Source organism: Rhizobium rhododendri (assembly GCF_007000325.2).
GTDB lineage: Bacteria > Pseudomonadota > Alphaproteobacteria > Rhizobiales > Rhizobiaceae > Rhizobium > Rhizobium rhododendri.
On the sequence record NZ_CP117269.1, the window covers coordinates 340,689 to 366,421 of the forward strand.

26 protein-coding genes and 6 pseudogenes are annotated in these 25,733 nt (G+C 57.6%); 13 read left to right on the plus strand and 19 right to left on the minus strand.

Annotated elements, in window-relative coordinates; translation table 11 throughout:
* Positions 1–4: 4 nt before the first annotated feature.
* From PR018_RS26570 to PR018_RS26580, 3 genes are read right to left on the minus strand one after another with little or no spacing between them, the layout of a single operon-like run.
* Positions 5–301, minus strand: a complete 297-nt coding sequence (locus PR018_RS26570) for a VirB3 family type IV secretion system protein (protein ID WP_111215403.1) — start codon at positions 299–301, stop codon at positions 5–7.
* Positions 301–654 carry a TrbC/VirB2 family protein gene (locus PR018_RS26575; RefSeq protein WP_111215401.1) on the minus strand — a complete coding sequence of 118 codons (354 nt, stop codon included), beginning with the start codon at positions 652–654 and terminating at the stop codon, positions 301–303. Before PR018_RS26575 ends, PR018_RS26570 begins: the two co-directional genes overlap by 1 nt.
* Positions 655–676: 22 nt before the next feature.
* Entirely contained in the window at positions 677–1,384 is a 708-nt protein-coding gene (locus tag PR018_RS26580) for a lytic transglycosylase domain-containing protein (protein ID WP_142832275.1), read from the minus strand.
* A gap of 81 nt (positions 1,385–1,465) precedes the next feature.
* On the opposite strand from PR018_RS26580, the gene PR018_RS26585 reads away from it, so the two are divergent.
* The 6 genes from PR018_RS26585 (at position 1,466) to PR018_RS26610 (ending at position 4,514) form a co-directional block, all read left to right on the plus strand.
* Positions 1,466–1,936 (plus strand): hypothetical protein, encoded by a 471-nt coding sequence (locus PR018_RS26585; protein WP_142832274.1) that lies wholly within the window; start codon positions 1,466–1,468, stop codon positions 1,934–1,936.
* A 51-nt stretch (positions 1,937–1,987) separates the two neighbouring features.
* Positions 1,988–2,368: a hypothetical protein gene (locus PR018_RS26590; RefSeq protein ID WP_202617217.1), complete on the plus strand. Its 381-nt coding sequence runs from the start codon at positions 1,988–1,990 to the stop codon at positions 2,366–2,368.
* Between the two features lie 21 nt (positions 2,369–2,389).
* The gene (locus tag PR018_RS26595; RefSeq protein WP_142832273.1) at positions 2,390–2,866 is read left to right on the plus strand and encodes a hypothetical protein; all 477 of its coding nucleotides are present in this window, start codon (positions 2,390–2,392) and stop codon (positions 2,864–2,866) included.
* Positions 2,863–3,531, plus strand: coding sequence for an acyltransferase (locus PR018_RS26600; RefSeq protein ID WP_142832272.1), 669 nt, complete (start codon positions 2,863–2,865; stop codon positions 3,529–3,531). Before PR018_RS26595 ends, PR018_RS26600 begins: the two co-directional genes overlap by 4 nt.
* Positions 3,528–4,115: a thermonuclease family protein gene (locus tag PR018_RS26605; protein ID WP_142832271.1), complete on the plus strand. Its 588-nt coding sequence runs from the start codon at positions 3,528–3,530 to the stop codon at positions 4,113–4,115. The genes PR018_RS26600 and PR018_RS26605 overlap by 4 nt, the downstream gene beginning before the upstream one ends.
* Before the next feature lie 84 nt (positions 4,116–4,199).
* A complete protein-coding gene (locus PR018_RS26610) occupies positions 4,200–4,514 on the plus strand; it encodes a DUF736 family protein (protein ID WP_224130002.1) in 315 nt (104 codons plus the stop codon).
* A 143-nt stretch (positions 4,515–4,657) separates the two neighbouring features.
* Here PR018_RS26610 and PR018_RS28655 read toward each other — a convergent pair.
* Positions 4,658–4,882, minus strand: a pseudogene (locus tag PR018_RS28655) (hypothetical protein); the annotation flags it as partial.
* On the opposite strand from PR018_RS28655, the gene PR018_RS26615 reads away from it, so the two are divergent.
* The gene (locus PR018_RS26615) at positions 4,866–5,126 is read left to right on the plus strand and encodes a hypothetical protein (protein WP_142832270.1); all 261 of its coding nucleotides are present in this window, start codon (positions 4,866–4,868) and stop codon (positions 5,124–5,126) included. The pseudogene PR018_RS28655 and the gene PR018_RS26615 overlap by 17 nt on opposite strands.
* A gap of 712 nt (positions 5,127–5,838) precedes the next feature.
* A pseudogene (locus PR018_RS28660) lies at positions 5,839–5,974 on the plus strand (IS110 family transposase); the annotation flags it as partial.
* A gap of 197 nt (positions 5,975–6,171) precedes the next feature.
* Here PR018_RS28660 and def read toward each other — a convergent pair.
* The 3 genes from def to PR018_RS26630 form a co-directional block, all read right to left on the minus strand.
* Complete coding sequence (gene def / locus PR018_RS26620; protein ID WP_142832268.1) at positions 6,172–6,660, minus strand: peptide deformylase; 489 nt, start codon at positions 6,658–6,660, stop codon at positions 6,172–6,174.
* Between the two features lie 910 nt (positions 6,661–7,570).
* Positions 7,571–10,411 carry an LPD7 domain-containing protein gene (locus tag PR018_RS26625; RefSeq protein ID WP_279621495.1) on the minus strand — a complete coding sequence of 947 codons (2,841 nt, stop codon included), beginning with the start codon at positions 10,409–10,411 and terminating at the stop codon, positions 7,571–7,573.
* A 409-nt stretch (positions 10,412–10,820) separates the two neighbouring features.
* Positions 10,821–11,228, minus strand: coding sequence for a plasmid mobilization protein (locus tag PR018_RS26630; protein ID WP_142832267.1), 408 nt, complete (start codon positions 11,226–11,228; stop codon positions 10,821–10,823).
* Between the two features lie 537 nt (positions 11,229–11,765).
* On the opposite strand from PR018_RS26630, the gene PR018_RS26635 reads away from it, so the two are divergent.
* The 3 genes from PR018_RS26635 (at position 11,766) to PR018_RS26645 (ending at position 14,561) form a co-directional block, all read left to right on the plus strand.
* Positions 11,766–12,437: a ParA family protein gene (locus tag PR018_RS26635; protein WP_142832266.1), complete on the plus strand. Its 672-nt coding sequence runs from the start codon at positions 11,766–11,768 to the stop codon at positions 12,435–12,437.
* A gap of 16 nt (positions 12,438–12,453) precedes the next feature.
* Entirely contained in the window at positions 12,454–12,792 is a 339-nt protein-coding gene (locus PR018_RS26640) for a hypothetical protein (protein WP_244615560.1), read from the plus strand.
* A 389-nt stretch (positions 12,793–13,181) separates the two neighbouring features.
* A complete protein-coding gene (locus PR018_RS26645) occupies positions 13,182–14,561 on the plus strand; it encodes a sensor histidine kinase (protein WP_244615559.1) in 1,380 nt (459 codons plus the stop codon).
* A gap of 148 nt (positions 14,562–14,709) precedes the next feature.
* Here the strand turns inward: PR018_RS26645 and PR018_RS26650 are convergent, their stop codons facing one another.
* The 4 genes and pseudogenes from PR018_RS26650 to PR018_RS28430 all read right to left on the minus strand — a co-directional run bounded on the left by PR018_RS26650 (position 14,710) and on the right by PR018_RS28430 (position 16,724).
* Entirely contained in the window at positions 14,710–15,021 is a 312-nt protein-coding gene (locus tag PR018_RS26650; RefSeq protein WP_142832264.1) for a cold shock domain-containing protein, read from the minus strand.
* Between the two features lie 237 nt (positions 15,022–15,258).
* The gene (locus tag PR018_RS26655) at positions 15,259–15,594 is read right to left on the minus strand and encodes a helix-turn-helix domain-containing protein (protein WP_142832263.1); all 336 of its coding nucleotides are present in this window, start codon (positions 15,592–15,594) and stop codon (positions 15,259–15,261) included.
* A pseudogene (locus PR018_RS26660) lies at positions 15,575–15,952 on the minus strand (type II toxin-antitoxin system RelE/ParE family toxin). Before PR018_RS26660 ends, PR018_RS26655 begins: the two are co-directional and overlap by 20 nt.
* Before the next feature lie 277 nt (positions 15,953–16,229).
* Positions 16,230–16,724 (minus strand): hypothetical protein, encoded by a 495-nt coding sequence (locus PR018_RS28430; protein ID WP_341799011.1) that lies wholly within the window; start codon positions 16,722–16,724, stop codon positions 16,230–16,232.
* A gap of 72 nt (positions 16,725–16,796) precedes the next feature.
* On the opposite strand from PR018_RS28430, the pseudogene PR018_RS28435 reads away from it, so the two are divergent.
* Positions 16,797–17,162: pseudogene (locus PR018_RS28435) on the plus strand (HEPN domain-containing protein); the annotation flags it as partial.
* A gap of 69 nt (positions 17,163–17,231) precedes the next feature.
* Here the strand turns inward: PR018_RS28435 and PR018_RS26670 are convergent.
* The 4 genes and pseudogenes from PR018_RS26670 to PR018_RS26685 all read right to left on the minus strand — a co-directional run.
* A pseudogene (locus tag PR018_RS26670) lies at positions 17,232–17,804 on the minus strand (transposase); the annotation flags it as partial.
* Between the two features lie 36 nt (positions 17,805–17,840).
* A complete protein-coding gene (locus tag PR018_RS26675; protein WP_279621497.1) occupies positions 17,841–18,746 on the minus strand; it encodes a DMT family transporter in 906 nt (301 codons plus the stop codon).
* A 75-nt stretch (positions 18,747–18,821) separates the two neighbouring features.
* The gene (locus PR018_RS26680; RefSeq protein WP_142832609.1) at positions 18,822–19,655 is read right to left on the minus strand and encodes a DMT family transporter; all 834 of its coding nucleotides are present in this window, start codon (positions 19,653–19,655) and stop codon (positions 18,822–18,824) included.
* On the minus strand, positions 19,652–20,236 hold the full coding sequence (locus tag PR018_RS26685; RefSeq protein WP_279621498.1) for a TetR/AcrR family transcriptional regulator: 585 nt from the start codon (positions 20,234–20,236) through the stop codon (positions 19,652–19,654). Before PR018_RS26685 ends, PR018_RS26680 begins: the two co-directional genes overlap by 4 nt.
* A 329-nt stretch (positions 20,237–20,565) precedes the next feature.
* Here PR018_RS26685 and PR018_RS26690 point away from each other — a divergent pair.
* A pseudogene (locus PR018_RS26690) lies at positions 20,566–21,636 on the plus strand (IS110 family RNA-guided transposase); the annotation flags it as partial.
* A 221-nt stretch (positions 21,637–21,857) separates the two neighbouring features.
* Here PR018_RS26690 and PR018_RS26695 read toward each other — a convergent pair.
* The 4 genes from PR018_RS26695 to PR018_RS26710 all read right to left on the minus strand — a co-directional run bounded on the left by PR018_RS26695 (position 21,858) and on the right by PR018_RS26710 (position 25,733).
* Entirely contained in the window at positions 21,858–22,364 is a 507-nt protein-coding gene (locus tag PR018_RS26695) for a sugar phosphate isomerase/epimerase family protein (RefSeq protein ID WP_244615540.1), read from the minus strand.
* Positions 22,365–22,473: 109 nt separating this feature from the next.
* A complete protein-coding gene (locus tag PR018_RS26700) occupies positions 22,474–23,595 on the minus strand; it encodes a Gfo/Idh/MocA family protein (protein ID WP_142832057.1) in 1,122 nt (373 codons plus the stop codon).
* A 48-nt stretch (positions 23,596–23,643) separates the two neighbouring features.
* The gene (locus PR018_RS26705; protein WP_142832049.1) at positions 23,644–24,693 is read right to left on the minus strand and encodes a sugar phosphate isomerase/epimerase family protein; all 1,050 of its coding nucleotides are present in this window, start codon (positions 24,691–24,693) and stop codon (positions 23,644–23,646) included.
* A gap of 29 nt (positions 24,694–24,722) precedes the next feature.
* Positions 24,723–25,733 carry a LacI family DNA-binding transcriptional regulator gene (locus tag PR018_RS26710; RefSeq protein WP_142832048.1) on the minus strand — a complete coding sequence of 337 codons (1,011 nt, stop codon included), beginning with the start codon at positions 25,731–25,733 and terminating at the stop codon, positions 24,723–24,725.

Consider the following 25,733-nt stretch of genomic DNA (forward strand, 5'->3'; position numbering starts at 1 on the left):
AGAATTACGGTTCATAGGAATTACCGCCCCAGAAGTGACGGTTCTTCGTCCAGGGGCATTTGGCGATCCGCACGAGAGCGACGTTCGCCAGGTGCGGATCGCGAACCGTGATCACGTAAGCCGCGGCATGCAGGGGCAGGAAGAGAAGGAACATCGCAAGGTTCTTCGTATTGAGGAACGTCATGACGACAATCATCAGTTCGCCGACGAAGACGCCGATCGGCACGCCCCAGAACATTCTTGGCCGCGTGAGACCGAGAACCAGCGGCGCCACTTCCGCCCTTACCTCTGCCTCGCTCATCAGCCACCCAATCCGGAAGACATGGACTGCACGAGCTGCGAGCCGCCAAAGATGAAGGCGATGCCAACGATGATGGAAAAGCACCAACTCCAGGGGATACGGCTCGTCAACGCCATGTAGCCGACGGCAGCACAGGCGATGGTCGCCGCTGTCGTCGCGAACGTTCCGGTCATGAAATTGAGGAGTGTCGTGAACACCGAATTGATCGGCTGGAAGATATCGCCGGCGGCATAGGCTAGTTCGACATTGCCCATCATCACAGCGCCGGCGACCCCTGCCAACACCAAGATGTTTCCGTTGATCCGTCCGGTCGACATCACCGATCGGGCGAGATTGTATAGCCTTGTCTTCATCTGGGGCTCCTTTCTTTCCTGACTACTGCACGTACAGAACCGAGCCGCCGATCCAGTCGTGATCGCCGGCTTGCAGTCTGGTTTGATGGATGGGGGTTGGCTGCTCGGAGGCTGGCGTTTGCGCCAGCAGGTCCACGCCGGCAGCAGCAACGGCTCGACTGCCCGCAGCGGCGGCCTTGGCGGCCCGCTTGCCGCCCTTCAGGTAATTGTCAAAGCCGTAATAGGCGTTGGTAACCAGTGCCGTGTAGGAGACGGTCTCGGCAATATCCGGCACGCCCCCTGCGGCAACGACACGACCCTCTCCGGCATTATAGGCCGCAACCACGAGCATAATGTTGCCTCCAAAGGCCGCCGTCAGATCCTTGAGGTAGCTGACGCCGCCCCGAATATTCTCGGCCGCGTCGCAAATATCCGTCACCTGATAGCGCGCGGCGGTCCTTGGCATGAGCTGCATGGGACCGCGCGCTCCCGCGGTCGAATTGACGTGGGCGCCGAAGCCGGACTCCTGATCGGCAATTGCCAGTGCCAACCTGGCGTCGACCCCCTGGCGCGACGTTTCCCTGGTGATGAGCTGGCGAATGGTCTTTGCATCCACCGCACCGTCAGCGCAGTCGGAAGAGACATTGACTGTGAACGCGCCCGAACTGGGCGATGCATCGTTGGCCAAAGCCAGACAGGGAAAGACGAGGTTCACGACAACGATCGCAGTGCGCATGGGGGCTATGGACATTTGCGTTTCCCGAGTTATAAGTGCATATATATAAAAACATGATAACAACGCAAGTGCCTTTGTAAAATGCCAGGAGCGCAGATGTCATCGATCGCCAGATGCGGCATTTTTGCCTCATCCGTTCTTGCCGTCTGGCTTTCCCAGAACGTCGCGGCTGACGCCGCGGATGCGGATTGGGGCTGTCAGATCGTCCTTTGCGTGGCAGCGCAGACGCCGAGCTGGCATGGTATCTCCTACTGTGTACCGCCAATGGAAAAGCTGATTGCCGCAATGGCGTTGCCCGGCTTTTCCTGGCCGGCCTGCAAGGCAGCCGGTACCGGCGCGCCTGGCTTTGAGGCGTTCGAGGATTGCCCGAGTGGCTATGTCGAGGCAGACGACCAATCCGGCCATGGCGGTGACTTGGCAAGCTATTGCGCCAAGTACACGATCGAGCGTGGCGAGCGGACCGAGATCGATCGTCAGCCACGGCCGCGAAGGGCCAGACCCTGGTATTTCGACATCAGGCAAAAAGACGGCACGTCCACACGCGCATGGTTTGATTTGCAGAAGTGACAGACAGGGCGCGCCTGCTTCGCCGGAGTTGGTTTTGAAAGGAGTACGCCGATGGGCAAGGAGATCTGGTTTTTTCATCGCCTGGGGCCGATCGAGATCGTTGCTGCCACGATTGCAATCAGCGGCACGGCGACGATCGCCGGGATATGGGTCACAACGGCTGCGAAATCCGTCTACGCCCACCCGATGGACAACCTCGCATACACGTTTTTGGTCCTGGCTCTTTATCTGCTCTTCAATGCAGTGCTCGTCGGGCTCTGCTGTGCGGCGGCGCTCTGTATCCTCAAAGGTCTCTACGCCTCGGCCAGCACAAGTCTTCGGCTTATCCGCACGGCTCTGATCCAACTAATCCTCCTGGTGCGCGCTCTTACAGCGTTCGTCGACGCGATGTTCGACAAGTCCGTAGCGCTCTGCCGGCGTCTGACGCGCTAAACATCCTCTTGAGGCTCCCAGATGAAACGTACCCTTGCTGTCCTCGCTCCGCTCCTGATCCTCGCCCTTACCTCCACCGACCGCGCCACGGCACAGGGTGGTCACACGCTGGCGCTTAAACTCACCACCAGGGATGCCAAGCATGATCCTGATGGCATCTGGACCGACGACGATCTTGCCAGCATTCGCCAGCTCACTGGACAGGCCAAAATCTACACTGCGCGTATCACCACGCCCTCGGGTACCTGGCTGTTGTCCCAGACAAACGGCGATTGCAATTTGCAAGGCATGTGTACGGCCCTTCTGGTGTTGATCAGACCCGATACGCAAGCAGCGCAACTGCCGCGACCGGTGCGACCGGAGCGGATGGCAAATCCGCAAATGCCGCTCGGTGGCACCGCTGTCCTGTCGCCTGATGCCGCCACACTCACAACCGCGGAAATTGGCGAGGACGGGAAGGCGTTTATCGGCATATATCAGGTTGAGCCAATTCGATGATATCTGTTGCCCCCTCCCCGGCTGCCAACAACTGGCAGCCCAACAGACAGGATCTCCTGGCAAATCTTGGGCTGTCGCTCGGTTTTGCAGCATCACTGGCATTTGCCGGCGAAAGCGCTCTCAGTCTCTTGAACGCCGGAATGCCGGCTGGATGTGCCGAATACGCGTCCAACGTCAGTCATAGCGAAGGGAATTTCAACAGTGTTTCCCCCGTCGTCAACGGGACGCGCTGCTATGGTGCATTTCAGTTCTGCGACAGCGGGACGTTGCAAGCCTATTGGGACGGTTCGCGCGAGGATTTTCTGAACAACCCTTCAGCGCAGGTCGCCGCCTGGGAGCGTTATCAACGCGGCCAATGGAATGCCGCCCAGAAAAATGGCATGACCAGCCTGATCGGGCAACAGGTCTGCTATCAGGGCACTTGTGCCACGATCTCGCAGTCCTCGATCCTCAAGGCCTGTCAGTTCGGCTGCGGCACTGGGGGCAAGCTCTATAATCTTGCAAAATCCGGTCTCGACTGCAGCGCGGCCGGCACGCGCGACGGCGCCGGCACCAGTGTCTGTGCCTACCTCATCTCCGGAGCTGGCTACAATGTCGGCTGCATCACCAACTCCGATGACGGCGTAGACTGCGCGCCGATTTCGGCAAAGGAGGTGCAGGAATGACAGGGACAAGGCCGGGCGCCAAGATACTGCTGGTTGCCCTGAGCATCTCGATGGCGATACCGCGTTCCATGGTGACCGCTGAGGCGGCCCAGCCGTCATCCCATGTGTTTGCAGTTCCGCAGACCGGCGTCACCTTTCTGACCGGGGATAGTTGGCAACAGGCAGGCCAGACGATGCGCCTCTACGGCGTCCAGGCGTGCATCCGTGGAACCACCTATACCGACAAATCAGGCCAGAAGCAGGACTGTGGTGCAGTCTCTCTGGCGATGCTGGCAGCCATCTTCCAGGATACTAAACCCACCTGTGCTCCGCTCGCCGAGGTAGCAACCCCTACCTCCAGCCAGCACTCGACCATACTCGTCATCTGCTCGGCGCATGTCGGCAGCAACGCGCTCGACGTCGGCACCATGCTGATCACGCAGGGGTTTGCTTTTGCCGCGCTCACAACCAGCGGCAAGGCAGTCTATATGCCCTACGGCATTGAGGAAGGGATTGCGCAGCAGTCGCGTGCCGGGCTCTGGGCTTACCCCGACATCCCGTATCCCAATCATGTGCTGTTCTCGAATCCCGCCAGACGTGAGTGACGGGAGCACAGCCCTTGCCCACTATCCGCATCTATTCAATCCAAACAAAGAGGGAGATCCCAAATGCCTGCGAACGTATCAGAAATGACGAATTACGTTGAGTTTGCCAACGATGGAAAAATCCTGCGAGGCAACATCGCTTCGATCGCCTATGACATCGATATTGCCGGCGAACCCTACAAAAGCGAACATCCGAAAGCGCCGGTTTATCGCTTGTTCTCTACAAGCCCGCGTGGTCGACGGGTCGAGATTGGTGGTATCTGGAAGAAGCAGAACCAAAACGGCGGCGACTACTTCACCCTCACCGTCAACACCGGCTATGGCAAGCTCAATGCCAATCTCGGCCGATATCCCGGCCAGGATGACGAAAGCCTCATGGCGATCATTCCGTGGGACTGATCGGTTAAACAGGTTTGCCACGCAATGCCAGTCACCGTAGCCGCGATGCTGGAGGGCCCTGATTTTGAGGTCGGCGTGCGGAACCGACGCCGCGATGGCGGTTGTCAGCCATAAGGAGTAGGATGGCGGGCGGCACTGTAAACTTAAAGCCGTGACACCGTTCTATGGGCCTGAGGGTCTGACTTATGCGGCGTCAGGCACGCGATTTGGCGCCATGTTTGCATGGCTACTGATCGCAGTTCGCGGTGGTGCGCAAATGGAATATCATAGCGGGGAACGTTAAATAGATTGCTATTCGAGTCGTGGATGGAAACGAAACGGTGAAGCTGGCACGCTGACTTGGAGCGCTTCATGATCCTCTCCTGTAAGGATGATGGCCTTTCTAAATACGTTGTCGACCGCTGCCCGAAGACCTCGGGCAAACGGATCGTCAAGGCCTCGCTCTTTGTCCTTTCCGATCCTGATGTCGCCGACAAGAACACCCTCGATACCGATTACGCCTTGGCAATCAAATGCAGGCTCGCATCACTCGGCGTTGATGACCACGCTCACAATGAAGACGAAGAAAGTCAAAAAGGCATGGCAAGCGCGACGGCTGACATCTTGATGTAACGGAAGTCGGCTATCGATAGCGAACGAGATAGTTACCTTCCGTTCCCCGCTATCTCGAGTTCCTTACTGACCCGCCCTCGCGCGGGTCTTTTCTTTTTTAAGCAAGGGACCAGGCAACCGGTCGGATCACAAACGCCTCAAACCAGCGAAACCGTCTTCGCCTGGAAGTATACGACGCAGTTCGGCAAGCAGATTGATTAGTGGGTGCGTGGAGACAAGGTCGACAGCGGCTGTGATCGCCCTGCGTCCATGCGCGCTATCGATGCGCGCGCCGCGTTCGTCGCAATAGGCGGTCACAGCCGCTATAACGGCCTCAATTTCATGGTTTTCAAGACTGATAAGAGACTGGAGCATTTCGAATGCCCTCCGCAACAAAACGCTGGAATATGTTCGGTTCTGACAGTTGAAAAGTAGGTCCCGCTCGGCTCAGGGGAATGGCCCGTCCGTGAAGTTTTTGCGATGTTGACACGCGCCTGAGAGTGGAGACTGACGTGACGCGCTTCGCGCTTCAGCCAGCTTTCACGAGCGCGCCCTTTGGAGTTGACGCGCTCTGCCTGATGTGCGGTGCAGGTTTCACAAAGTCCCGGACAAGGATTTCCGTAAGATCCCATGGGGAGTGAAGAGCGGCCGTGACTCTGGCAAAGTGAGGCTGCGATATCGCACTCACCTGATAGGGGACGCTGTTATGGAAGCTGTCGCTTCCCAACCGCAAATGCCAGCCGTTATCCCCACTGATCGTGGCGCGATTTTCATCTCATTTGGAAATCAGCAGCGCGACCTGGCTGGTTACATCTTTGTCGCCGGGCAATGGAGAGAAGATGTCAAAGCACTCGGTAGATGGCGGTGATGGGCCCGCATTGGCATGTCATTAGAGCGGTTCATCGGTCCATCAACCGCGGTGCAAGACTGTAAAATTGGCTCTGTGTGTGTCCACTCACGGCCGACGATACATGTCAGGCACCTCTCCTGACCATAGGGAGACTGCGCCGAACATACCGTCAGAGATAGGGGGCGGATCTTGACACGCGCAAGCAGGCCTTCTGCGTCACGCAGATTCCTGCGGTTCGCGGGGTACTGGCGCACCATGGTCCGTTATCAAGGTCCCATTGAGATGATCGATCTCGTGCTGAAGACATGTGGCAAGGAGGCCTTCGGCTTCGAGAGTCTCCTTGCCGCCACCCAGCGTGTCGTATTCGACGGTAATCCTCGCTGGCCTGACGATGTCGACCATGGTGCCAGGAAGCGAAAGGCAGCCTTCCCTGAAAGTCGAACATTCCGTGGACGTATCGACAATCACTTGATTGATGAGAACCCGGGCATCCCGACGCGCCTCCTGGACGACCCCGACGTCGACAACTACAACGCGTTTCAGAATGCCGATCTGCACAGCCGCCAGCCCCACACCAAATGCGTTGTACATGGTTTCCAGCATGTCATCGATTAAAACGGCCGTCTCTGCGGCCTGGGGGTCAACCGCATCCGAAATCTGACGTAGTGCTGGGTCAGGTATTGTGATTATTGTTCTTGTAGTCATTTGAATCTCCAATCGTCATCAATCAAAGTGTGTGTTAAAATTAGAAGATGGAGAGGGTAAATTTCTTGTGGGTTTAAGATATGCTCCTTGTCCCGGTTTAGTTGTCACAAGACAGACTGACCCGGCATCCGTTCGTTTTAGGCGCTGTATGCACCAGATTTTAGGTCACAATGTTCAAACCAGCGCCGGAAGTATTAGACAAAGCGGCGGGGATTCGACTCTTTTACAAAATGATTTTTTGACCATGTAGTACGAGGATAACCTCACCACTTGAGATGGAAGGCACATTCATGATCGAATGATCTATTTCCGCTCGCTAGCCCTTCTTCAGCGCTGCCTTTACAGGGTTTGCCATCAAGAAATCCGAGATCTCCCTTTCGCTCATCGGGAAGCTGATCAGGAAGCAACTTGCTGTACTTGAACTTCGTGCTTTTTTGGCTCCCCGAGCCAGACATCAGTCGTCTTACGCCACTGGCGAATAAACCCCAATTTTGTCGCATATTTCACCCATGCTACTGTATTGCGCTGCAACATACCAAATCTGATCACGAATTCGTGAATTGGCAAATGAAGATTCTATGAAGCTTTATGTACCTGATTTCGTTGAATATTTCTGTTCAATGGGTGGAATTTTCTCACGGAAGACTACATGTTTCCCGAATTTTTAGCCCGCAATCAGCTACCTGGCCTTTGGCCAGTCCGACGACGTTTCCAAAATGTGGATAGCTCGGCAGCGAGCGGCACTTCAGAAATATCGCTGTCGAGAACGAGCGAGCCGCAGACAAGCTGCCCAACCGGCTAACGAATGCTCAACGCCAAGCCAAGTTGTGCATAGATAGACGGCCATCCGTCAGTTCGCGGAGGGTCCCTTTTGCGAATACCTGAAGGCATCTCCCCCGGGACCACTCGACTACCGCTGACGCGGCTTGTGCGAATGTCTTTGCGTTTCCTTCTGCATCTTAGCGATGGCGTCCTTCTCTGCCAGAAGTTCTTGCTGGGCTTGCCGTTGGCGCTCGATTTCAGGCGACTGGGTCACGTCGGCTGGAATGGGCGTCGACGGGTTTTGGTCGATAGCCTGTTTGGCCCGCGCAGCCGCATTTGCTTCCGCCTGCGTTCTATATGCGTGGTCGTCTCCGCCGCCGTCGATCGGCCGCTCGTTGGTGGCTGCGGTGCGTCCGGCTTGGCGCACCTCCCGCTCGGCCTCGACATCGGTGCGCTCGCGTATTGTCTGAAGGGCGATCGCGATTTCTATGTCCGTCTTTTGACCTGGCCCTTGGACTCTGGAGCCCTCGGCAAGGCCAAGTCGACTTTCTTCGCCAGCCTTCTCTTGTCGCCGACGTTCCTCCACTTTTTCCCGCGCGGCCGTCAATTTGTCCTGTAGCTCGGGATTGCCAATTTTGAAGCCATGTTCGGCCGCAAGCTCGACAGCGAGGGCCTTCTCGCGCTCGGATCCGTTGACCGTGATCTTGTCCCACCTCCTTGCCGCCTCGCGCATCGCCGCCAGCATCGATTCACGATCGCGATCGGCCGGCTTTATTTTCTCGCTCTCGACAATCGGCGCCTTGGGATCAGTGAGGGGCGGCTGTGGGGTCGCCCGTCCCACCGCTTGGGTTTGAGCTTGAGCCTTGACTTGCCCCTCGATACTGGCCTCATCGGTACTCACGCCAGCCGAATTGCCGCCCCGATCAGCGCGGTCCCTTGTCATTTGTGCTTGGGTAGCGGCCAGCTTGTCCTGCAGCTCGGGGTTGGCAATCTTAAATCCGTATTCTGCAGCAAGCTCGACGACTAGCGCCTTGTAGCTTTCAGTGCCATTGATGGTCAGCGCCCCCCATTTGCGGGACGCAACCTGCATCGCGGCCAAAACCACCTGCCGATCCTTCCAATCGGCAATCTCCACCCTGTCGCCGTGATCGGTGAAAGCGACACTGCCGGCCCTGCCGCGATCGTTGCGATGACTATAGCGGATTGTCTCGCCGTGCTCTTCGGCCACGAATTCGCGGAACTCATGTCTGACAGGTGCCACGAAGGTCTCGCCTTGGACCAAACCCCGTTTTTTCTCAATGCGCTCCTGCGTCGCCAGCATATCCTGCTGGGCCTCTCGAAGCTTACCGTGGAGCTTTTCGATCTGGGGCTGCTGTTCTGGTGGAAGATGCTGTTTGATCACCTCCATCTGGGCGTCCATCTCCGCAAATGAAGCAGTCATTACCTTCAGGTTTGCCATGTCGTCTGTCTCCTTTGGCGTTCCGCCTTTCTGATATGAAATGGATTGATACTCCTCGAACTCCGGCGCCATCGCACGCACCGCCATCTCACCGCGGTCACGGAAATGGAGGACGCTTGCCGTTACCACTTCCGCCGGCACCAACGGGCGCATCCTGTCGGCAAGGTCTCGCGCGACGACGAAGTGGTCGTTACCGCCACCCAGTGCGGGTTGACGGCGCGCCGGCGTGATCCGATGCATCTCCGTCGGCCGAACATCGACAAACCCGAGCGTTCCGCCATCCCGACGTGCCAATTCCGCGGCAGCCGAGAGATCGCGGGTGAAGAGTGGCACCGACGACCGCGTTCCAGGTCGCTCCGCCCGGTAGAGCCGCAACACGCCTGGATCTGGTGCAAATTGCGTAGGCGACCGCAAAGCCATGGCCGCCACGTCGCTCCAGCCGCTGGCTGCGGCTACAGCATGACGCTTTCCTTCTTCCCGTATCGGAATGTGGACAGCACCCATCCTTGCCGCCTCGACGCGCCGACGCACGTTTTGCGATGCGACGCCTCTTTCCACGCGCTGGATGTCCTTCAGCTTATACCCGGGAGGGTTTGCCCGCTCGAACCGGCTCATCGCGTCCATGGGAATGTTTCGCTCACGCGCCTCTTCGGCCAGAGTTTTGCGCCAGCGCCTGAAATCCTGGATCCGCGGGTGAAGACGCTGGCCGGCGTCCGAGAGCATCTTGATGGCGGCATGAACATGAAGATGCTGCCGATCCCCGTGAAGCACGAAGGCATAGCGATGCCCGGCGAATTCCCTGGCAAGCGTTGCACGCACGGCATCGACGAACCGATCCCTTGGCGTCCCCGGCTTGGCGCTAAAAATGACGTGGGCGACGTCACGGCGCTCTTGCGAACGGAGGTCGCGCTTCCAGTCCTTCGCCTCCTCCAGCGAACTTGCACCGGCACCGACCACCACATCCTCGCCAAACGATCCGTCCTTGTTCAGGCGAACCGCGCGCACGGCGTGGTGCATTCCCTTGCGAACCTGAGCGAGGTAGCGACTAACGCCTTCCACTCCGTGCGCAAAGCCATAGAGTTCTACTTGTCCGCCAGCGCCGAACGACACTTGCAGCAGCCTGTCGAGCTTGCTCAGGGATTTTCGGTTGTCGTAGATACGCTGCGCGCTTGCTTCACCGGGATGGGGACGGGCTGCAGCGCTGAGAACCACTTCAACAGATCGTCCCTTCCCTTTAGCATCGGGCTCGCTCCGCCATGCGATGCGGTGGCCAGGCAGCGCCTGTTTCAACGCCTCGCCCACAGCCTCATCTGAGTGCGATCGTACGAACAATCCCAGCCGCAGCACATCCTTTGACGGCTGACGCCCGTATTCTTCTGCCCATTCGTCGGCAAGCGCCTGGATCCAAGATGCGCCTGCAACCTGTTCACCGGTCTCGCGTTCGACGGTCAATTCGCCATCACGGCTCTGATAGGCAAGAAGTTTGCGGACACGGGCACTTCCGGCAGCAAAACTCACCAGCTTGACCACTGCCGGCTGTGACCCTGCCGCAACGCCCAGGCGCTCGGCCAGGCCGGTAGTCCAGATCGGCGCGGCTCTCGCAGCACCTTCGCCGATATTTGAGCCAGGAGCAGCCTTTGCCCTCGCAGGTGAGCTGGCATGTCCCGCCGCCAAGGTGCCCAACCCTCCGCCTCCCCCGCTAACGCGGCGCTTGCGTCCTTCATCCTCCAACTCCATCGGTACGGGCATGAACCCCGTACGCGGCCTGCTGCCCGTATAGGGCGTCCCATCGCCCCTGCGGCGCTTGCGCTTTGGTCCGGGCTTCTGGCGGATTTTGCGGATAGCAAGGCCATCGAAATCCTGATCCTGGAAAGTGGCGGACGCACGCCGCTTCCGCCGCCGCTCGATATCGTCCAGGACACCCAGGAAAGCATCGACATCAAACATGACTGCCCACCAGGCGCCGCGCACGCGCGCGGCTGCTTGCACGCAACGCGTCAATCTCCCGCTCGTGCTGTACGACAAGCCTGGCAAGCCGTTCCACACCGCCATGCAGATGTTCATATCCGGGCACGCGACCACTGTTCAGTGCCCGCGCAATCTGGTTGAGGTTAACCCCCACTTTCCGAAGCTGAACCACGGTCGCCTTGAGCCGCTGCGCCACCTCGCCCTCAAAGGTTGGCCCAAAGCCTCCGGCTTCGCGCGCCAATCGCCGCAGCACTTCGCTGGTGGGGAGTGCAGCCTCTTCCGCGAACTTCGTCAGCGCTGCAAATTCCGCTTCCGACAATCTCACGCGCACCGATCTGTTCCGGCTTGGCCGCCTATGTGCAATCGAGGTCTTGCTCATCCCTTCTCGCTCCGGTCGCCCTTGGCGACTGCCGGACGAGCCCGTCAGCCCATCGGGCACATGCCGGTTTTCGTACACCGAAAACTGCTATCCTGCCAACCATATAATTCCCTTTTATCGTTCATATACAAGCGCCTATGCAACTTGCCTCACTTTGCACACTTCTAGCAGTGGCTCCACTTGTGGCACCTTCTCCACCTGTTTCCCTCACGCCACTTCTCTCACTTCCGGTCCGCACGCCACTTGTGTCAGTCCCGTCAGTTCGAGGACGATCACCCCTTTCGCCACTCAAGGAAGTGGCGGATCTCGTCAAAGCTCTTGAACGACCGGAAGCGGGGTCACGGAGACAACTGCCCCTACTTAGACCCCTCGTCTGCTCCGCAAACTTGCAGCACTGCTGGTCGTGCTCCCACGCCTTCCACTGGCTTAGGCGCGGGGGCTGCGTTCAGTGGTGCAAGCGAGCAGGCTTGCAAAAGCGATCGCCTATCTGTATTTGCTATATAACTAGTAATTCACCGCGACATGAAGATCCTGAAAATGACCATTATCGCTTTGGCAAATTCCAAGGGCGGCGTCGGCAAATCGACCCTGTGCCTCCTGATTGCCTCCGAACTCGCGGAGAACGGTGCCAGTGTTCTCGTCATCGATGCCGATCCCCAGCAGTCCTGTCGTCAATGGGTAGACCGCTGCAACAGCGTCGGCACGCTTCCATCGTCATTGTGGGTCACCACAGCATCCTCGCCGCATGACCTGAAATTCGCCCTCACGACGGCGACCGCATCCATCGTCCTCATCGACGTCCAGGGTTCGATCAACGATCTCCTGATTGCCGCTATTGTCGCAAGCGACATCACGCTCGTGCCGGCCAAGGCCAACGTGATGGAAATGATCGAGACCGTAAAGCTTTTCGAATGGGCGAAAGCCAGCCTCAAACGCGCGCCTCTCAAGCTCCTTCTCAATCGCGTCGAAGGCATCGACACCAGGACGACAGCATTCCAGGACGCTGTCCAGATGATCCGTGACAACAAGCTTCCAGCCCTTCCCACCTTCGTTCGCGCCCGAAAAGTCTACGAGCAGTTTTCGAAAGAGGCCGGTTCGCTTGCGCGGATCGGCAATGACCCTGGCAAAGCCGATCAGGTCGCCAAGGCACGCGCCAACATCGTCAGCGTCATCGCCGACATTACGAAGGCCATAGGCGAAGCTGAATGAGCAAACGGAGGAGACCTTGAGCGAAATTCCGCCACTGCAGAAATCGCGTCGGAACCTGTCGGATCTGGATTCCCTGATCGCCGACTCCATCGGGAAAATGGCTTCCTATGGAGAAATGCATGGACCACCGAAGTCCAACGCGGCGGTGGGCGAGCCGCAATCTTTTGAGCCGCCACCGCAAACGATCCAAGCCCATCCTAACACGGTCGATGACAAGCCGGAGCGGTTTCAGATATGTCTCTCCGGCACGGTGATCATCGCTACAAAGCTGGAGGCGCTGAAACGGAAGACGACGGCCGGTGAGATCACTGAACGGGCGCTCAGGTCGTATCTGGGGATGCCTCCGAAGATCTGACGCCTACAATGGGCGCCCTATTGTCTCTGGCAATGAATATGCCTGGAGATCGGCATGTGACGCAATTGCAATCCGCGTCGTTGATCAGGTTTCCCACGAGCCTCCGGCAAACCCTACAGCGCTTTTGGGGGCGCGGGTTGCCTCCGGCTGCTGCATTCCTTCGAGCCCAAATGCCCAGCATTTGTCACGAACTCACTCCGGCCGCTGACGCGGCTGGAAAACCCTCATCGCCTGAATACCTCCGTTAAAAGAGACCTTGGCGCTCGTGAGCCGAATTCGACAAGAAAGCGCCGGCGTCCTCCACCAAGTATGAAAAAGGTGAGGTGTCATTTGCGCGTATCCAAAATCCGCCATCATATGGTTGCTTCGTTTCAACGCCGAGAGAAATTATGCAGGACTTCACGATGGGCGCTATCTCCGCTCAAGACATTGTCGACACTCTACGAGATGGCCTACTGGTCCTAACCAGCGATCTCACGGTCATTTCAGCCAATCGCGCATTCTATGCGATGTTTAAGGTGAGCGAACCGGACACGGTTGGTCGCAAGCTTTACGATCTGGGAAATGGACAATGGAATATCGATGCATTGAAGCGTTTGCTTGAGGACATTCTCCCCACGGAAAACTCCGTCGAAGGGTTCGAGGTCGATCACGTATTTACCGGCCTCGGACGCAAGGTGATGCTCTTGAATGCTCGAAAGGTGGTTTGTTCGGGAGATAGTTCTCATTTTCTACTGCTGGCAATTGATGACGTGACAGAGGCGCGGGTCAGTCAGATCGAGGCAGAGCGAAATTTGCGCATCGCCCAAAATATCGTTGACACGATCCGGGATCCATTGGTCATCCTCGAGTCCGATATGTCCGTGGTGACAGCAAGCCGCTCTTTCCTCGCTCTCTTCAACGCCACGGCAAGCCAGGTTGTCGGGAGAAAGCTCGAAGCCCTCGGTCAGGGACAGTGGGATACCTTTGCCCTGCGCAAATCATTGGAGCGTGTGGTTCCTCACGAAGAAGCAATAGACGGCTTCCTGCTCGAGGACGATTTTCCCGGAATTGGTCGCCGTATCTTCAAAGTGAACGCCCGCAAGGTATATCGTCCAGGCAATCATATGACACGGTTGCTGGTCGTGTTCGAAGACGCGACGGACGAGGTCCTGCTTGACCGTCACCGCGATATGTTGGCAGCCGAGCTGGCGCACCGGATCAAAAATAGTCTTCAGATCATTTCCGCGTTCGTTGCCTTTGAACTGAAGCGGGCAGGCGAACCCTGTGTTCTAGGTTACCAGGCAATGCAGGCACGAATTTCTGCGGTCGCTCAGCTCTACGATGTAATCGCCCAATCGAGCAGTCTTGGGCCGGTGCCGATGCCTTCCTACCTTGAGGGCATAAGTGCAAGTGTCCAATCCAGCCTGTTGGGACAATCATCCGACATTACCGTAACATCGGCAGCAGAGCCCCTCAGCATTCTACCTGACCACGCTGTCGCCATTGGGTTAATTGCAAATGAACTCGCGACAAATGCGATAAAGCATGCCTTCCCAAAAGGTAAGGGCGAAATTAATCTCGGTTTTCACAGGAGAGATGGTGAAGTCACGCTCACGGTCAGCGATAATGGATCAGGCCTTGCATTGAAGGTTGAAGGTTCCGGTCTCGGCTCCCGGTTCGTTGAAGCCTTTGTAAAACAGCTTGGCGGTACGTTGGCGACCGCCAGTAGCCCGAAAGGGACAACATTCACGGTTCGGTTGCCGACCTCAATATTGGCTGCTGCCTAGCCGCTCCTTTAGACGATCCTCGACAAACAATCGCAGCAGAGGAAGTGCTAGAACGCCTTCGCAAGAAATTCGAAAACCCTTTATCGGAACCGGGCAAATAGGAGAGGCGGTCCGGGCGCACTCGCCCAACAATCATCACGCCAGCAACTCAAACTGGTCGCAGACCCCGTTCGCGCTCAAATTCGTCGTCAGTGTCCAGCGACTTTTGTACATCTTCGCCCTTCGCTTTGCCGGGCGATGTTTCAACAGCGACCGATGAGACGATGCTGAGACTGTCGGCAAATTTCCGTCCCCTGCTCTCAGCTAAGGCGTAGTTCAGGGTCACGCCTGTTTCGAGCCGTGGTAATTTTGCTGCCTCGACGCTCTTAAGAGGAAGATAGACGTCGGCTCCACCCTCATGGGGAATGATGAAACCAAAGCCCTTTGCGACGTTGAACCATTTTACCTTTCCAGTCGGCAAATCCACACTCCTGTAAATTATGGAATTTCCACGATCATGTCTCAATGCAGCGGACTCAAAGGAACTGTTGGAGTCGCAATCTACAGCGATGGGAAGCCTTTCGCCTCCAGGCCCGGAGCTTGCAGCAAATGCACTGACAAAAAGCTTCTAACGGTGACATTCCCTTGACCAGTTTGTCACCCGCCTGCTCATCGGCAGCAAACGCGCAGTTTTCAGCTCCATTTGACCGCTTGCGTCTCAAGCAACAGCGAGCGTCAGATGGCCGACTGGATCGGCAGTCGGCTTCACGGTAATTTCGATGTCATAGCCAAGTCGGCTCAAACATTCCATAAGTTTGCGCTCCGACAGGTTTGCGAAATCGCCTCGAAGCAGCAAGGATACTTTCGGTTGCGGAAGTCCCATGCGATGGCCCGCCTGTTCTTGCGTCAAATCAAGTCGGCGCACCGCTTTCGCAATCTCGATGACAAGACCGGATTTTATTTTCAGCTTCTCAGCATCGGTAAGCCCCAGATTCGCAAATACATTGCCAGAACTGCTTTCGACCTCAATGCCATTAATGATGCGAGGTGCCATTGCTTATCTCCTTTGCAAGAATTTCCGCAACCTTGAGCCGGGCTCGGATGATATCCATATCCTCTTTCGGTGTAGCGATCCCGCTTTGCTCTTTTTCTGGAAGCAATGAAGGACGAAGACAGCCTCTTCAAACCTAACCGTGTAAACAGCGCGGTAGGTACCGCCTTCATCGTTCTAAACCACTTCCAGGACACCGGCTCCACCGAAGCCCTTCAGTACCCTGGCCGCATGGTGCTGGCCGTCGTGCTGGGGCAAAATGCAAGGCATAACCGAACTACTTGCGCACATCTGCTGGAAGTTTTAGCAGGTCTTTTCGGCTACTGCCTATCCATTCAAGCGGGCGTTCGTTTTGGTTCATATTCATTTTATATCTGAACTGGTATAAATTGCAACGGACCTATCTGGATATTTCATCATGCTTAAATCCGATCCTCCATCACGCGCGTTCTCTCTCGCTTCCGGATAATACGGTTCGGACAAACGTTCAGAGCCTCGGCCACAAGCCGATCCTGTGAAAACAGGCTGCCCTTGAATTCGCTTCTCAAGTTGAATTCTACTAAAACACTTCAGATGCGGGATTCGTGTCAAGGCTTGTGCCGAGTTCCTGAACATCGGTAAAACGCGATGGCGCGACCCTAATTGTCCCCACGGCTCATCACCGCGACGGGCGAATGGTCGCCTTCCAGAAGGCTGATCCTTACGCTTGCGTTTTTTCCGGCGGCGTCCCAGAATCGATCTGTCATAAGTGCGACGTCCAAAGAAAATTTCATGAGGCCATTTTTTTGATCTTCCCCGAGCAACTTGATCATCTCCCCGACAGAAAACGCCGCGAGCTGTCTCAGGTCGTGAAGATCATATTTGAGGAGTTCGAGGACGCCCAGAAGACCAAGCTTTCCGAAAAAGCTCGGGCTGGACGGATCCTGAAGTTGATCCTGTTTGGCTCCTACGCTCGTGGTGACTGGGTCGAAGACCACGACAGTGGTTATCGCTCCGACTACGACCTTCTGGCCATCGTCAACACCAACAGATTTGCTGAGGAAAACGAAGTCTGGCTTAAGATAGACGAACACCTCACACAGGAATTTACCGTCACACAGCGCCTCCAGACGCCGGCTAAAGTCATCGTTCATAGCTTGCCGGACGTGAATGATAAACTTGCCCGCGGCCTGCCCTTCTTTGTCGACATCGCCCGTGATGGCATCATGCTATACGAAGCCCCGGGGCATCCGCTAACCGAGCCCAAGTCACTGGCGCCAGAAGCTGAGCGGCAAGAGGCGCAGCGGCATTTCGATCAGTGGTTTCCGGATGCAGTAGAATTTATCGCAATAGCGGAGTTTTGTCTCAGCCGGAAAAATTTCAAGCTTGCCGCGTTCAATTTGCATCAGGCGACCGAACGCTTTTATCACTGCGCGCTTCTCGTACTGACGCTTTACAGCCCGAAATCGCACCGCCTTAACATGCTCAGAACCCATGCCGAGCGCGTCGATCAACGCTTAATTGAGGCGTGGGCACGTGACACAAAGTTTGCGACGCGATCATTCACAAGGCTTGATCGTGCCTATGTGGATGCCCGTTATTCGGCTCACTACGAAATCACCAAGGAAGAACTCGATTGGCTTGTCGACCACATCAAGCAACTCGGAGTTGCGTCCCACAGCCTTTGGCGGCTGTTTGCCTTCAGCGCCAGAGCCGCTGTCGTCGGTGTCGCCACCATCTATGTCGTCCTTAGGCTTGAAGCTCTTCATGCTCGCCCAGGCTTCGATCAAGGTGCCGTCTACCGAGAAGTGCTCGTCCGACAGCAGCGCCTTCACCCGCGGCTGGCCCAGCAATGCGGCCAGAAACTTGGCGGCGATGTCGCCCGCCAGAAGCCGCTCACGGTTCTTGGTAAACACCGTGACGTCCCAGATCGGCGCGTCCATCGACAAGCCGACGAACCATCGAAACAGCAGATTGTAATCCATCTGCTCCATGAGCTGACGCTCCGAGCGGATCGTGTAGAAGGCCTGCAACAACAGTGCACGCAGCAGCTTCTCCGGCGGGATCGAAGGGCGGCCGATCGCTGAATACATCGCCTCAAAATCTGGCGACAGAACTTCCAGCGCTTCATCTACAATGGCACGGATCGGCCGCAGCGGATGGTTTGTCGGAACGCGGGCTTCGCAGCTCACATAAGAAAACAGTCCCGCCGTCTGGTTATCACTGCCGCGCATGTCATGCTCCCGCCGACCAATCACTCAGCAATGGAATCACGGCAGTAGGCTCGCAGCAAGCGCCTTTTTCCGCAGCCTGTTAAACGCTCCGATCGCGGCAACCACCCCTCCCGTCAATAGCGCGATGCCCCCAGCTTCCGTCAAAGTTGGAAGCCGTCCATGCGCCGCTAGCCCGAACACCGTTCCGAAAACGGTTTCTGAAACGATCAGTTGCGCGCAAAGCGTCATAGGCAATCGTTTCGCTGCAAGCGTCCAGGCGAGAGCGCCGCCAACCGATGCAAAAATAGCCAGCGACACACCCCATAGATACAAAGGGGCCGCCGCATTCCAAGATAGGCCCAGACGCGGGATTTCGAACACGCCGATCATCTGTCCGACTGGAATGAACGCCAACATTTCCAATCCGCCGCCGGCCATGATCAACGCGGTCCAAACGGCGCCGTGCATGCCCGGACGCTCTGCCAATGCGGTCTGGTTTGCAAGCCCGAACCAGGTCCACAGGATGACGGCGGCAATGGCTAGCGGGATGCCGACCAGAAGTGACGACGAGGTCTGAAGTCCAGCAGGCTCGAAAACGCTGATATTGACAAGGGTAAGACCGATTGCAGTCAGGGCGAGCGGCAGAACCAATCCACGCCATTGCACAACCGGCTGACGCAAATTGCCGGCGATGGCCAAAACGACGGGAACCAGCCCCAGACATGCCGGCGCCACGACGGGACCAGCAAAGATGGCGGCGCCCACCACCGTGAGGAAATAGCCGACATAACCGATGAATCCGAGCCAGAAAGCAGTTAGCCAGTCGCGCATTGTCAACAGGCGAACAAGATCCCACTTAAAGGCGAGAAAACCGAACCCGATGGCACCTGAGATGACGAACCGGAAGACGGCGAAATCAAAGACAGAGTAGTCCCCGATTACATAGGGGACGACGAAATTCATCGACCACGCCAGGGCGGCCAGGAGAGCTGCCGCAATGCCGATCAGCATGGACTTGGTCACGTATTGCCCCTTCCGTCATGAGGCGCCGAGGCAGATGGCACCGCCGGCGACGATGGCGCAGGCAACTAACCGTTTGAACGTCAGCGCCTCGCCGAGAAACACGCGCCCGATCAGAACGGCGAACACCACGCTGGTTTCCCTGAGCGCCGTGATCGGACCGGCGGGGCCAAGAGCGAAGGCGGCGATCACCGCGCCGTAGGCGACAAGCGAGACCATCCCACCGCCGATCGCCGTCCAGGTCTCGGGCGAGCGGATATCCACCCTCAACCGCCCGCGCATCAGCATGAAGGTTGCAGTCATCAGGATGCCGTAGATCAGGAAAATCCAGATGGCATAACTGCGGGCATTGCCGGAGATATGCACGCCAATCGCATCGACGGTGGCATAGCTGGCGATGAAAAGACCGGTGAGCAGCGCAAACAGGATCGAGGCGGTAGAGGCGCGGGATCGGCCAAGCGACAGGCTCATGATGCCGATGGCGACAAGAGCAACGCCGATCGTGCCGTTTTCACTGAGACGTTCGCCGGCAAAGGCCAGTCCGCCCAGCGTCACCAGCAGCGGCACGCTGCCGCGCACGACGGGGTAGACCTGGCCAAGTTCGCCATGCCGATAGGCCGAAACGAGGAAGACGCTGTAGCCAACCTGGAGGCAGGAGGAGCAGACGAGATAGGGCCACGCTGCCGGTAACGGAAGGGGAAACACGAAGGCAAGGGGCACAGCGACTGCGGCCATCGAAAGGCTCATGACCGTCACGGTCCATAGGCGATCGGCACCCGAGCGCAGGAAAGCGTTCCATGTCGCGTGCAGGACTGCGGCGAAGAGCGCGAGCGCAATAACGGTCGCTGTCATCGCCGTTCGCCAGGCACGCCGAGGATGTTTGATGCAGCGAGACGGACGCCGCGCATAGCGGCGTCGCCCTGCCCCATCTGCGCAAGCAGCGTGGCACCCTCCAGCAGCATGAACAGTGCAGTCGCTGCACTCTCCGCCCGGTCCGCCGGCATCTCCGCTTCGAGAATATCCTGCAGACGCTGCCTCAGTCCGTCCTTGTGCCCCGCCACCGCCTGAAACACGGGATGGCCGGCATTGCCGAATTCCGCCAGCGCATGGGCAAACAGGCAACCGTGAAATTCCGGGCTGCGAAACCAGCGCTCATACCAGTCGAAGACAGTGGCGATCTTTTCGCACGGAGTAACGACCTTCTCGGCGAGATCGTCAAGTTGCCTGTTGAATCGGTCCGTCCTGTAGCGCAGGACTTCGACGATCAGGCCGTCCTTGCTTGGAAAATGTCGGTACATTGTCATCTTGGCCACGTCGGCGTCCGCGATGATGCGGTCTATTCCCGTGGTGTGAAACCCCCCGCTTTTGAACAGGGCATAGGCGGTTTCGATGATGCGCTGGCGTTTGTCACTGGTAGCGGCTTGTGACGGCATGAGCTATATCCCGGGTGGTGAGACAGGTCTGTATCACCACTTTGCGCTTTGTTGCCCGCATCGTCAACTGGGATGGTTGGGCCAATCCCTATCTGGCTTCTCGAAAAGCGCGGACGGGTGGGCCGATGGATCGAGCCTCACGGGACGGAGTGAAGTGCACGGCCGGTCCTGCCTACGCGATTCATATCGTATGAAGGGCGCTCGGGATGGGACAGGAAGGCGTACCGAGGTGTATCGACTATTCGCTCGCCTTGAGATCCCATCAGGGGTGAGTAGCGGCCTGCACCGTGGCAGAGTGAGGTCGCTAGAAAACTCTCTGGAGGCCAATCATGCCGATAACAGCAGATCGAAACTCAAGCGCAGACCACTACCCCCGTCGATCTTGGCGCAATATTCGTCTCGTTGGAATTAAGTAAATCGACGTGGCTGGTGACAGCTCTGTCACCTGGCAGCGAGAAGATGTCCCGCCACTCCGTTACTGGAGGGGATATTGCCGGCTTGTTCGCGTGCTTTGCAGCGCTTCGTCAGAAAGCCACCCGGCGAAAGAACATACTTTACCCACTGGTAGTGATCCAGGAGGCCGGGCTGGATGGCTTCTGGCTGGGACGAGTGCTCAGCAAGGAAGCTTGGATTGAGAGCCACATTGTAGAAGCCGCATCAATTGCCATGCCGCGCCGGCATCGCCGGGCGAAGACCGACCGTATCGACGGCGAAACGCTGATCCGCGCTTTGATGGCATGGAAACGTGGCGAGCCTCGTGCGTGCTCGATGGTCAAACTTCTTACACCCGAGGAAGACGACAATCGACGAATTGGACGGGAGCGGAAAACTCTGATTACGGAACGTGTCTTCCACGTCAATCGCATAAAGGGCCTGCTCTTCACGCAAGGAATTCGGGATTACCAACCTGTCAATCGAGATCGCCGCCAACGTCTGGAAGAACTTCGGACTGGCGATGGTCGACCGCTCTCAAAACATTTGATAGCAGAAATATGCAGAGAACTCGATCGCCTCGAATTGTTGCTCACACAAATCAAGGCTGTTGAGGCCGAGCGAGATGCCTTGATCGTTCAGGAGACGCCGGAAACGCCGAAAGAAGCGACCGCGCTTTTAGGCATCAAAGGAATAGGGCCGGAATTCGCTACGATACTCACACGGAGGGCCTGTTCAGACACTTCGACAATCGACGCCAAATTGCATCTTACGCAGGTCTTGCCCCCTCCCCCTGGCAAAGCGATAACGTCAATCGCGAACAGGGCGTGTCTAAGGCGGGAAATCCGCGTTTGCGAGCCACCATGGTCGAGCTCGCCTGGCTATGGTTGCGGCATCAACCGAAATCGACATTAACATTATGGTTCAAAGAGCGCATCGCTCGGAACGCCGGCCGCTTAAACCGCTCGACGAGGACGGGCTATGGTTCCGGCCCGGTCGCTTCGTCTTGGTATCTCATGTTCCCGGCATCCAAGCCGATATCAGGTCTATCGATCCGAGCAGTGTGCAACTCACATTTTAGACAACCTTTCAACTTCCGCGATGGCCCATTTCCGTTCCAGGTCGTGTAAAGGCTTATCTTCGATCCAGCACTGGATCGCGTTGATGCTTTCGTTTGCTCTTTCATCGTCTAGGCGAATTCGGCGAGCTCGAAATCATGGTTATGATAAGCCATGCTCATGCCTTGGGCCGCGATCTTGTCAGCGTATCCGCCGAGCTCCTTGCCGAGAGCTTGCCAACCCTTGGCATCGGTTGGTCGCTGGTCCGGCATCAGATACGGCATGGTGATAACCGTGTTGCCAACAGCCATCTGCTCGGCAATCACCTTGTCGAGCTCGCTTCTCATCCGCACGATCGGAACGTGCGAGGAGATGACCTTGATCTTGTGCTTGTCAAGGAGGGCCTTGAGTTCATCACTGCTCAGCTTCTGCATGTCGACCGTTTCAACATTCGACACGCCCGCGCGGTTCAAGATTGCGAACTGCTCGTCGACGCTTCCGGCGTCGCGCAACGTATACATCTGCGCCGCGACTGGCAGAGGTTTCGCCGCGTCCTGTGCGGACGCCGTCTGCATTCCGGCAAATGACAGGGCCAGAAGTGCCACCGCCGCAGGCATCGACCTTCTTGAAATCGTCATCGTCTCACTCCTCTTTGGCCAGGCTCCAGCGTTCCGGCACCACCCCATTGCGGCGCCGGTGGGAAAAGCCTCGATTGCCGGAATTTTCAACTCCCGGGCAATTTTGCAGTTACAGTTTCAAGTTCTCCCAGGATGATGCCGCATTGGACTTCACGGCGGCGTCGATGAAAGCGAGCCCGGCAATGCCTTCGCGGATGCCCGGGTAGATCACGTCCGAAGCTGGCTTTTCACCGGTGCGAGCTGCAATTATCGCGTCCGCTGCCTCCCGGTAGATTGTTGCAAAGCCCTCCAGATATCCTTCCGGGTGCCCGGCCGGCACGCGGCTGACGCGGGCCGCCGCCGCCCCGCCACCGGCACCGTTGCGGGTGATCGTCCGCGTGGCTTTGCCATAGGGCGTGTAGCTCATCTGGTTGAGCGTCGCGTGGCTCCATTCCAGTCCCGCCTCGTCACCATAAACGCGCAAGGTCACGGTATTCTCATTGCCGACCGCAACCTGGCTCGCCCACAGAATGCCTTTGGCACCGCTGGCATATCGCATCAAAATGTTGGCGCTGTCGTCGAGCTTTCGACCGGGAACGAAGGACGTTAGGTCCGCAAGCAAACGGTCGGGCGTTTCGCCAGTGACGAAGGCGGCCAGATTGAAGGCATGCGTGCCGATATCGCCGATCGATCCGCCAGCACCGGAACGCAGCGGGTCAGTCCGCCATTCGGAACCTTTAGCTCCCGTGCTTTCGGCTGCTTCGGTCAACCAGTCCTGGACATACTCGACCTGCACGTGTCGCAGTTTGCCGATCGCGCCGGTGGCGACCATCTCGCGCATCTGTCGGATCATCGGGTAGCCCGTGTAGTTGTGCGTCAGCACGAAAACCTGGCCGCTCTTTTCGATGATCCCGGATAACTCACGGGCCTCGTCCAGCGTGGTCGTCACCGGCTTGTCGCATATCACATGGAAACCGGCATTGAGGAAGGTGCGGGCAGGACCGAAATGCATATGGTTGGGCGTGACGATCGCCACGACCTCTATGCCGTCGTCACGGGCGCGTTCGCGCTCGGCCATCTCTTCGAAAGAGGCGTAGCATCGATCGTCCGCCAGCCCGAGTTCGCGGCCCGAGGCTAGGGCCTTTTCGGCATTCGAGGACAGGGCCCCGGCCACCAGCTCATAACGATTGTCCAGCCGGGCGGCAATCCGGTGGACGCCACCGATGAATGCCCCCTGGCCGCCGCCGATCATGCCGAGCCGGATACGATGTGGATTTGATGTGCTCACGGTCTGCAACTCCTAAAGGCCGAGGACAAGGCGGTTGGCGGCGCTATCGACTCCAGTTTTAGCAAAGTCGTCGAAGGCATGTTCCGTCACCCGGATGATGTGATCGAGGATGAAACCGGCGCCTTCGCGCGCTCCGTCCTCGGGATGCTTGAGCGCGCATTCCCATTCGAGCACGGCCCAGCCGTCGAAATCATATTGGGTCAGCTTGGAAAACACGGCCCGGAAATCCACCTGGCCGTCACCGAGCGAGCGGAACCGCCCCGGTCGCTCGACCCAGCCCTGATACCCGCCATAGACGCCAGACCGACCAGTCGGATTGAATTCGGCATCCTTGACGTGAAAGGCGCGGATCCGTTCATGGTAGATGTCAATGAAGTCAAGGTAGTCCATCGCTTGCAAAACGAAATGCGACGGATCGTAGAGAATGGCCGCACGGGCATGCGATCCCGTTGCCTCCAAAAACCGCTCGAAGGTGATCCCGTCATGCAGGTCCTCCCCCGGATGCAATTCGTAACAGACGTCGACACCGCTGGCGCCGAAAGCGTCAAGAATCGGCGTCCAGCGCTTTGCAAGCTCCGCAAAGGCCTCTTCCACTAGCCCTGACGGACGTTGCGGCCATGGATAGATATAGGGCCAGGCAAGCGCCCCGGAAAATGTCGCGTGGCTTTTCAAGCCAAGATATTCCGACGCCTTGGCTGCGGCTTTTAGCTGGCCGACCGCCCATTGCTGGCGCTCATCCCTCTTGCCACGCAGATGCTGAGGCGCGAAGCCATCGAACAGGGTGTCGTAGGCCGGATGCACGGCTACAAGCTGGCCCTGGATATGTGTCGAAAGCTCGGTAATCTCGATAGAGTGCTCGGCAAGGCGTCCGCGGACATCGTCGCAATAATTCCTCGACTGTCCGGCAATGTCGAGATCGAACAGGCGCGGATCGGTCGGAATCTGGATGCCCTTATAGCCAAGCGATGCCGCCCATGCGGCGAGGTTGTCGAGCGTGTCAAACGGTGGTGTTTCGCCAAAAAACTGCGCCAGAAAAATCGCAGGGCCTTTGATCGTTTTCATCTTGTACCTTTCGGGTCTGGCTTCATTACTCAATCGTGCGGCGCAACCGAGCAGCGGATAACAAGTTCTGTTTCCAGTTCTATGATTTTGGGCGTGGAATTGCCCGACAGGCGGTCGATCATCAACGCCATCGCCTGACGCCCCATTTCCCGGCGCGGCTGCCGAACGGTGGTCAGAGGGGGCTCGTAGGCATTGGCAAAAATCATGTCGTCGAAGCCGATGACAGACACATCCTTCGGCACGACCCGACCGTGGATACGCAACTCGCTGATGGCGCCGATCGCCATCTCATCGCTGGATGCAAAAATCGCAGAGAACCGGATTCCAGCTTCAATCAATCGCCGAACTGCTGCCCGACCGGCGTCGATACTGTAATCCCCGGGGATTACCAGATCCTCCCGCAAGTCAATTCCCGCTTCTGTCAGGGCCTGTCGGTAGCCTTCGAGGCGTTCACTGGCAATCGATTCAGGCAACAGCCCAGCGACATGGACAATCTCGCGATGGCCTGAGGAGATCAGATGTCGGACAGCCTCGCGCGAAGCTGCAACGTTATCGACTTTCACGGTAGGTAGATCGATCCCGGGAACCGCTTCGGACGCAATGACTATCGGAGGGAGCAGACCTGGTTGGGCAAGAATTTCAGTGGGGAACTGCCCGGTCATCAGGATGAGCCCATCGGCGTGTTTCTGCCGGACCATGTCGATATGCGCACCAACGCGGCCAGCGTCGTTGCGCGCATCACCCATCAGCACCTTATAACCCGCCTCGCTCGCGACCTCCTCCACGCCCTTGTAGATATCCAAATAAAATGGATTACCGATATCGCGAACCAGTAGAATCACGGTGCGGTTTGACTGGAGACGAAAGCTTCGTGCCTGCGCATTCGGTACGAAATTCGCCTGCTTGATCGCGGCCAGCACCTTTTCCCGCGTCTCGGGCCGCACCCGGTCAGGATATTGCAGGCTCCGGGTCACGGTCGCCGTCGACACCCCGGCCAATGCCGCCACCTGCCTGATATTGCTGGCCTGTTCGTTGCTCAT

Excerpts from the sequence above, each read along its gene's own strand:
- PR018_RS26570 (WP_111215403.1), bottom strand. The coding sequence starts at position 301 with ATGAGCGAGGCAGAGGTAAGGGCGGAAGTGGCGCCGCTGGTTCTCGGT.
- PR018_RS26575 (WP_111215401.1), bottom strand. The coding sequence starts at position 654 with ATGAAGACAAGGCTATACAATCTCGCCCGATCGGTGATGTCGACCGGA.
- PR018_RS26580 (WP_142832275.1), bottom strand. The coding sequence starts at position 1,384 with ATGTCCATAGCCCCCATGCGCACTGCGATCGTTGTCGTGAACCTCGTC.
- PR018_RS26585 (WP_142832274.1), top strand. The coding sequence starts at position 1,466 with ATGTCATCGATCGCCAGATGCGGCATTTTTGCCTCATCCGTTCTTGCC.
- PR018_RS26590 (WP_202617217.1), top strand. The coding sequence starts at position 1,988 with ATGGGCAAGGAGATCTGGTTTTTTCATCGCCTGGGGCCGATCGAGATC.
- PR018_RS26595 (WP_142832273.1), top strand. The coding sequence starts at position 2,390 with ATGAAACGTACCCTTGCTGTCCTCGCTCCGCTCCTGATCCTCGCCCTT.
- PR018_RS26600 (WP_142832272.1), top strand. The coding sequence starts at position 2,863 with ATGATATCTGTTGCCCCCTCCCCGGCTGCCAACAACTGGCAGCCCAAC.
- PR018_RS26605 (WP_142832271.1), top strand. The coding sequence starts at position 3,528 with ATGACAGGGACAAGGCCGGGCGCCAAGATACTGCTGGTTGCCCTGAGC.
- PR018_RS26610 (WP_224130002.1), top strand. The coding sequence starts at position 4,200 with ATGACGAATTACGTTGAGTTTGCCAACGATGGAAAAATCCTGCGAGGC.
- PR018_RS26615 (WP_142832270.1), top strand. The coding sequence starts at position 4,866 with ATGATCCTCTCCTGTAAGGATGATGGCCTTTCTAAATACGTTGTCGAC.
- def (WP_142832268.1), bottom strand. The coding sequence starts at position 6,660 with ATGACTACAAGAACAATAATCACAATACCTGACCCAGCACTACGTCAG.
- PR018_RS26630 (WP_142832267.1), bottom strand. The coding sequence starts at position 11,228 with ATGAGCAAGACCTCGATTGCACATAGGCGGCCAAGCCGGAACAGATCG.
- PR018_RS26635 (WP_142832266.1), top strand. The coding sequence starts at position 11,766 with ATGACCATTATCGCTTTGGCAAATTCCAAGGGCGGCGTCGGCAAATCG.
- PR018_RS26645 (WP_244615559.1), top strand. The coding sequence starts at position 13,182 with ATGCAGGACTTCACGATGGGCGCTATCTCCGCTCAAGACATTGTCGAC.
- PR018_RS26655 (WP_142832263.1), bottom strand. The coding sequence starts at position 15,594 with ATGGCACCTCGCATCATTAATGGCATTGAGGTCGAAAGCAGTTCTGGC.
- PR018_RS28430 (WP_341799011.1), bottom strand. The coding sequence starts at position 16,724 with ATGAACGATGACTTTAGCCGGCGTCTGGAGGCGCTGTGTGACGGTAAA.
- PR018_RS26675 (WP_279621497.1), bottom strand. The coding sequence starts at position 18,746 with ATGAATTTCGTCGTCCCCTATGTAATCGGGGACTACTCTGTCTTTGAT.
- PR018_RS26680 (WP_142832609.1), bottom strand. The coding sequence starts at position 19,655 with ATGACAGCGACCGTTATTGCGCTCGCGCTCTTCGCCGCAGTCCTGCAC.
- PR018_RS26685 (WP_279621498.1), bottom strand. The coding sequence starts at position 20,236 with ATGCCGTCACAAGCCGCTACCAGTGACAAACGCCAGCGCATCATCGAA.
- PR018_RS26695 (WP_244615540.1), bottom strand. The coding sequence starts at position 22,364 with ATGACGATTTCAAGAAGGTCGATGCCTGCGGCGGTGGCACTTCTGGCC.
- PR018_RS26700 (WP_142832057.1), bottom strand. The coding sequence starts at position 23,595 with ATGATCGGCGGCGGCCAGGGGGCATTCATCGGTGGCGTCCACCGGATT.
- PR018_RS26705 (WP_142832049.1), bottom strand. The coding sequence starts at position 24,693 with ATGAAAACGATCAAAGGCCCTGCGATTTTTCTGGCGCAGTTTTTTGGC.
- PR018_RS26710 (WP_142832048.1), bottom strand. The coding sequence starts at position 25,733 with ATGAGCAACGAACAGGCCAGCAATATCAGGCAGGTGGCGGCATTGGCC.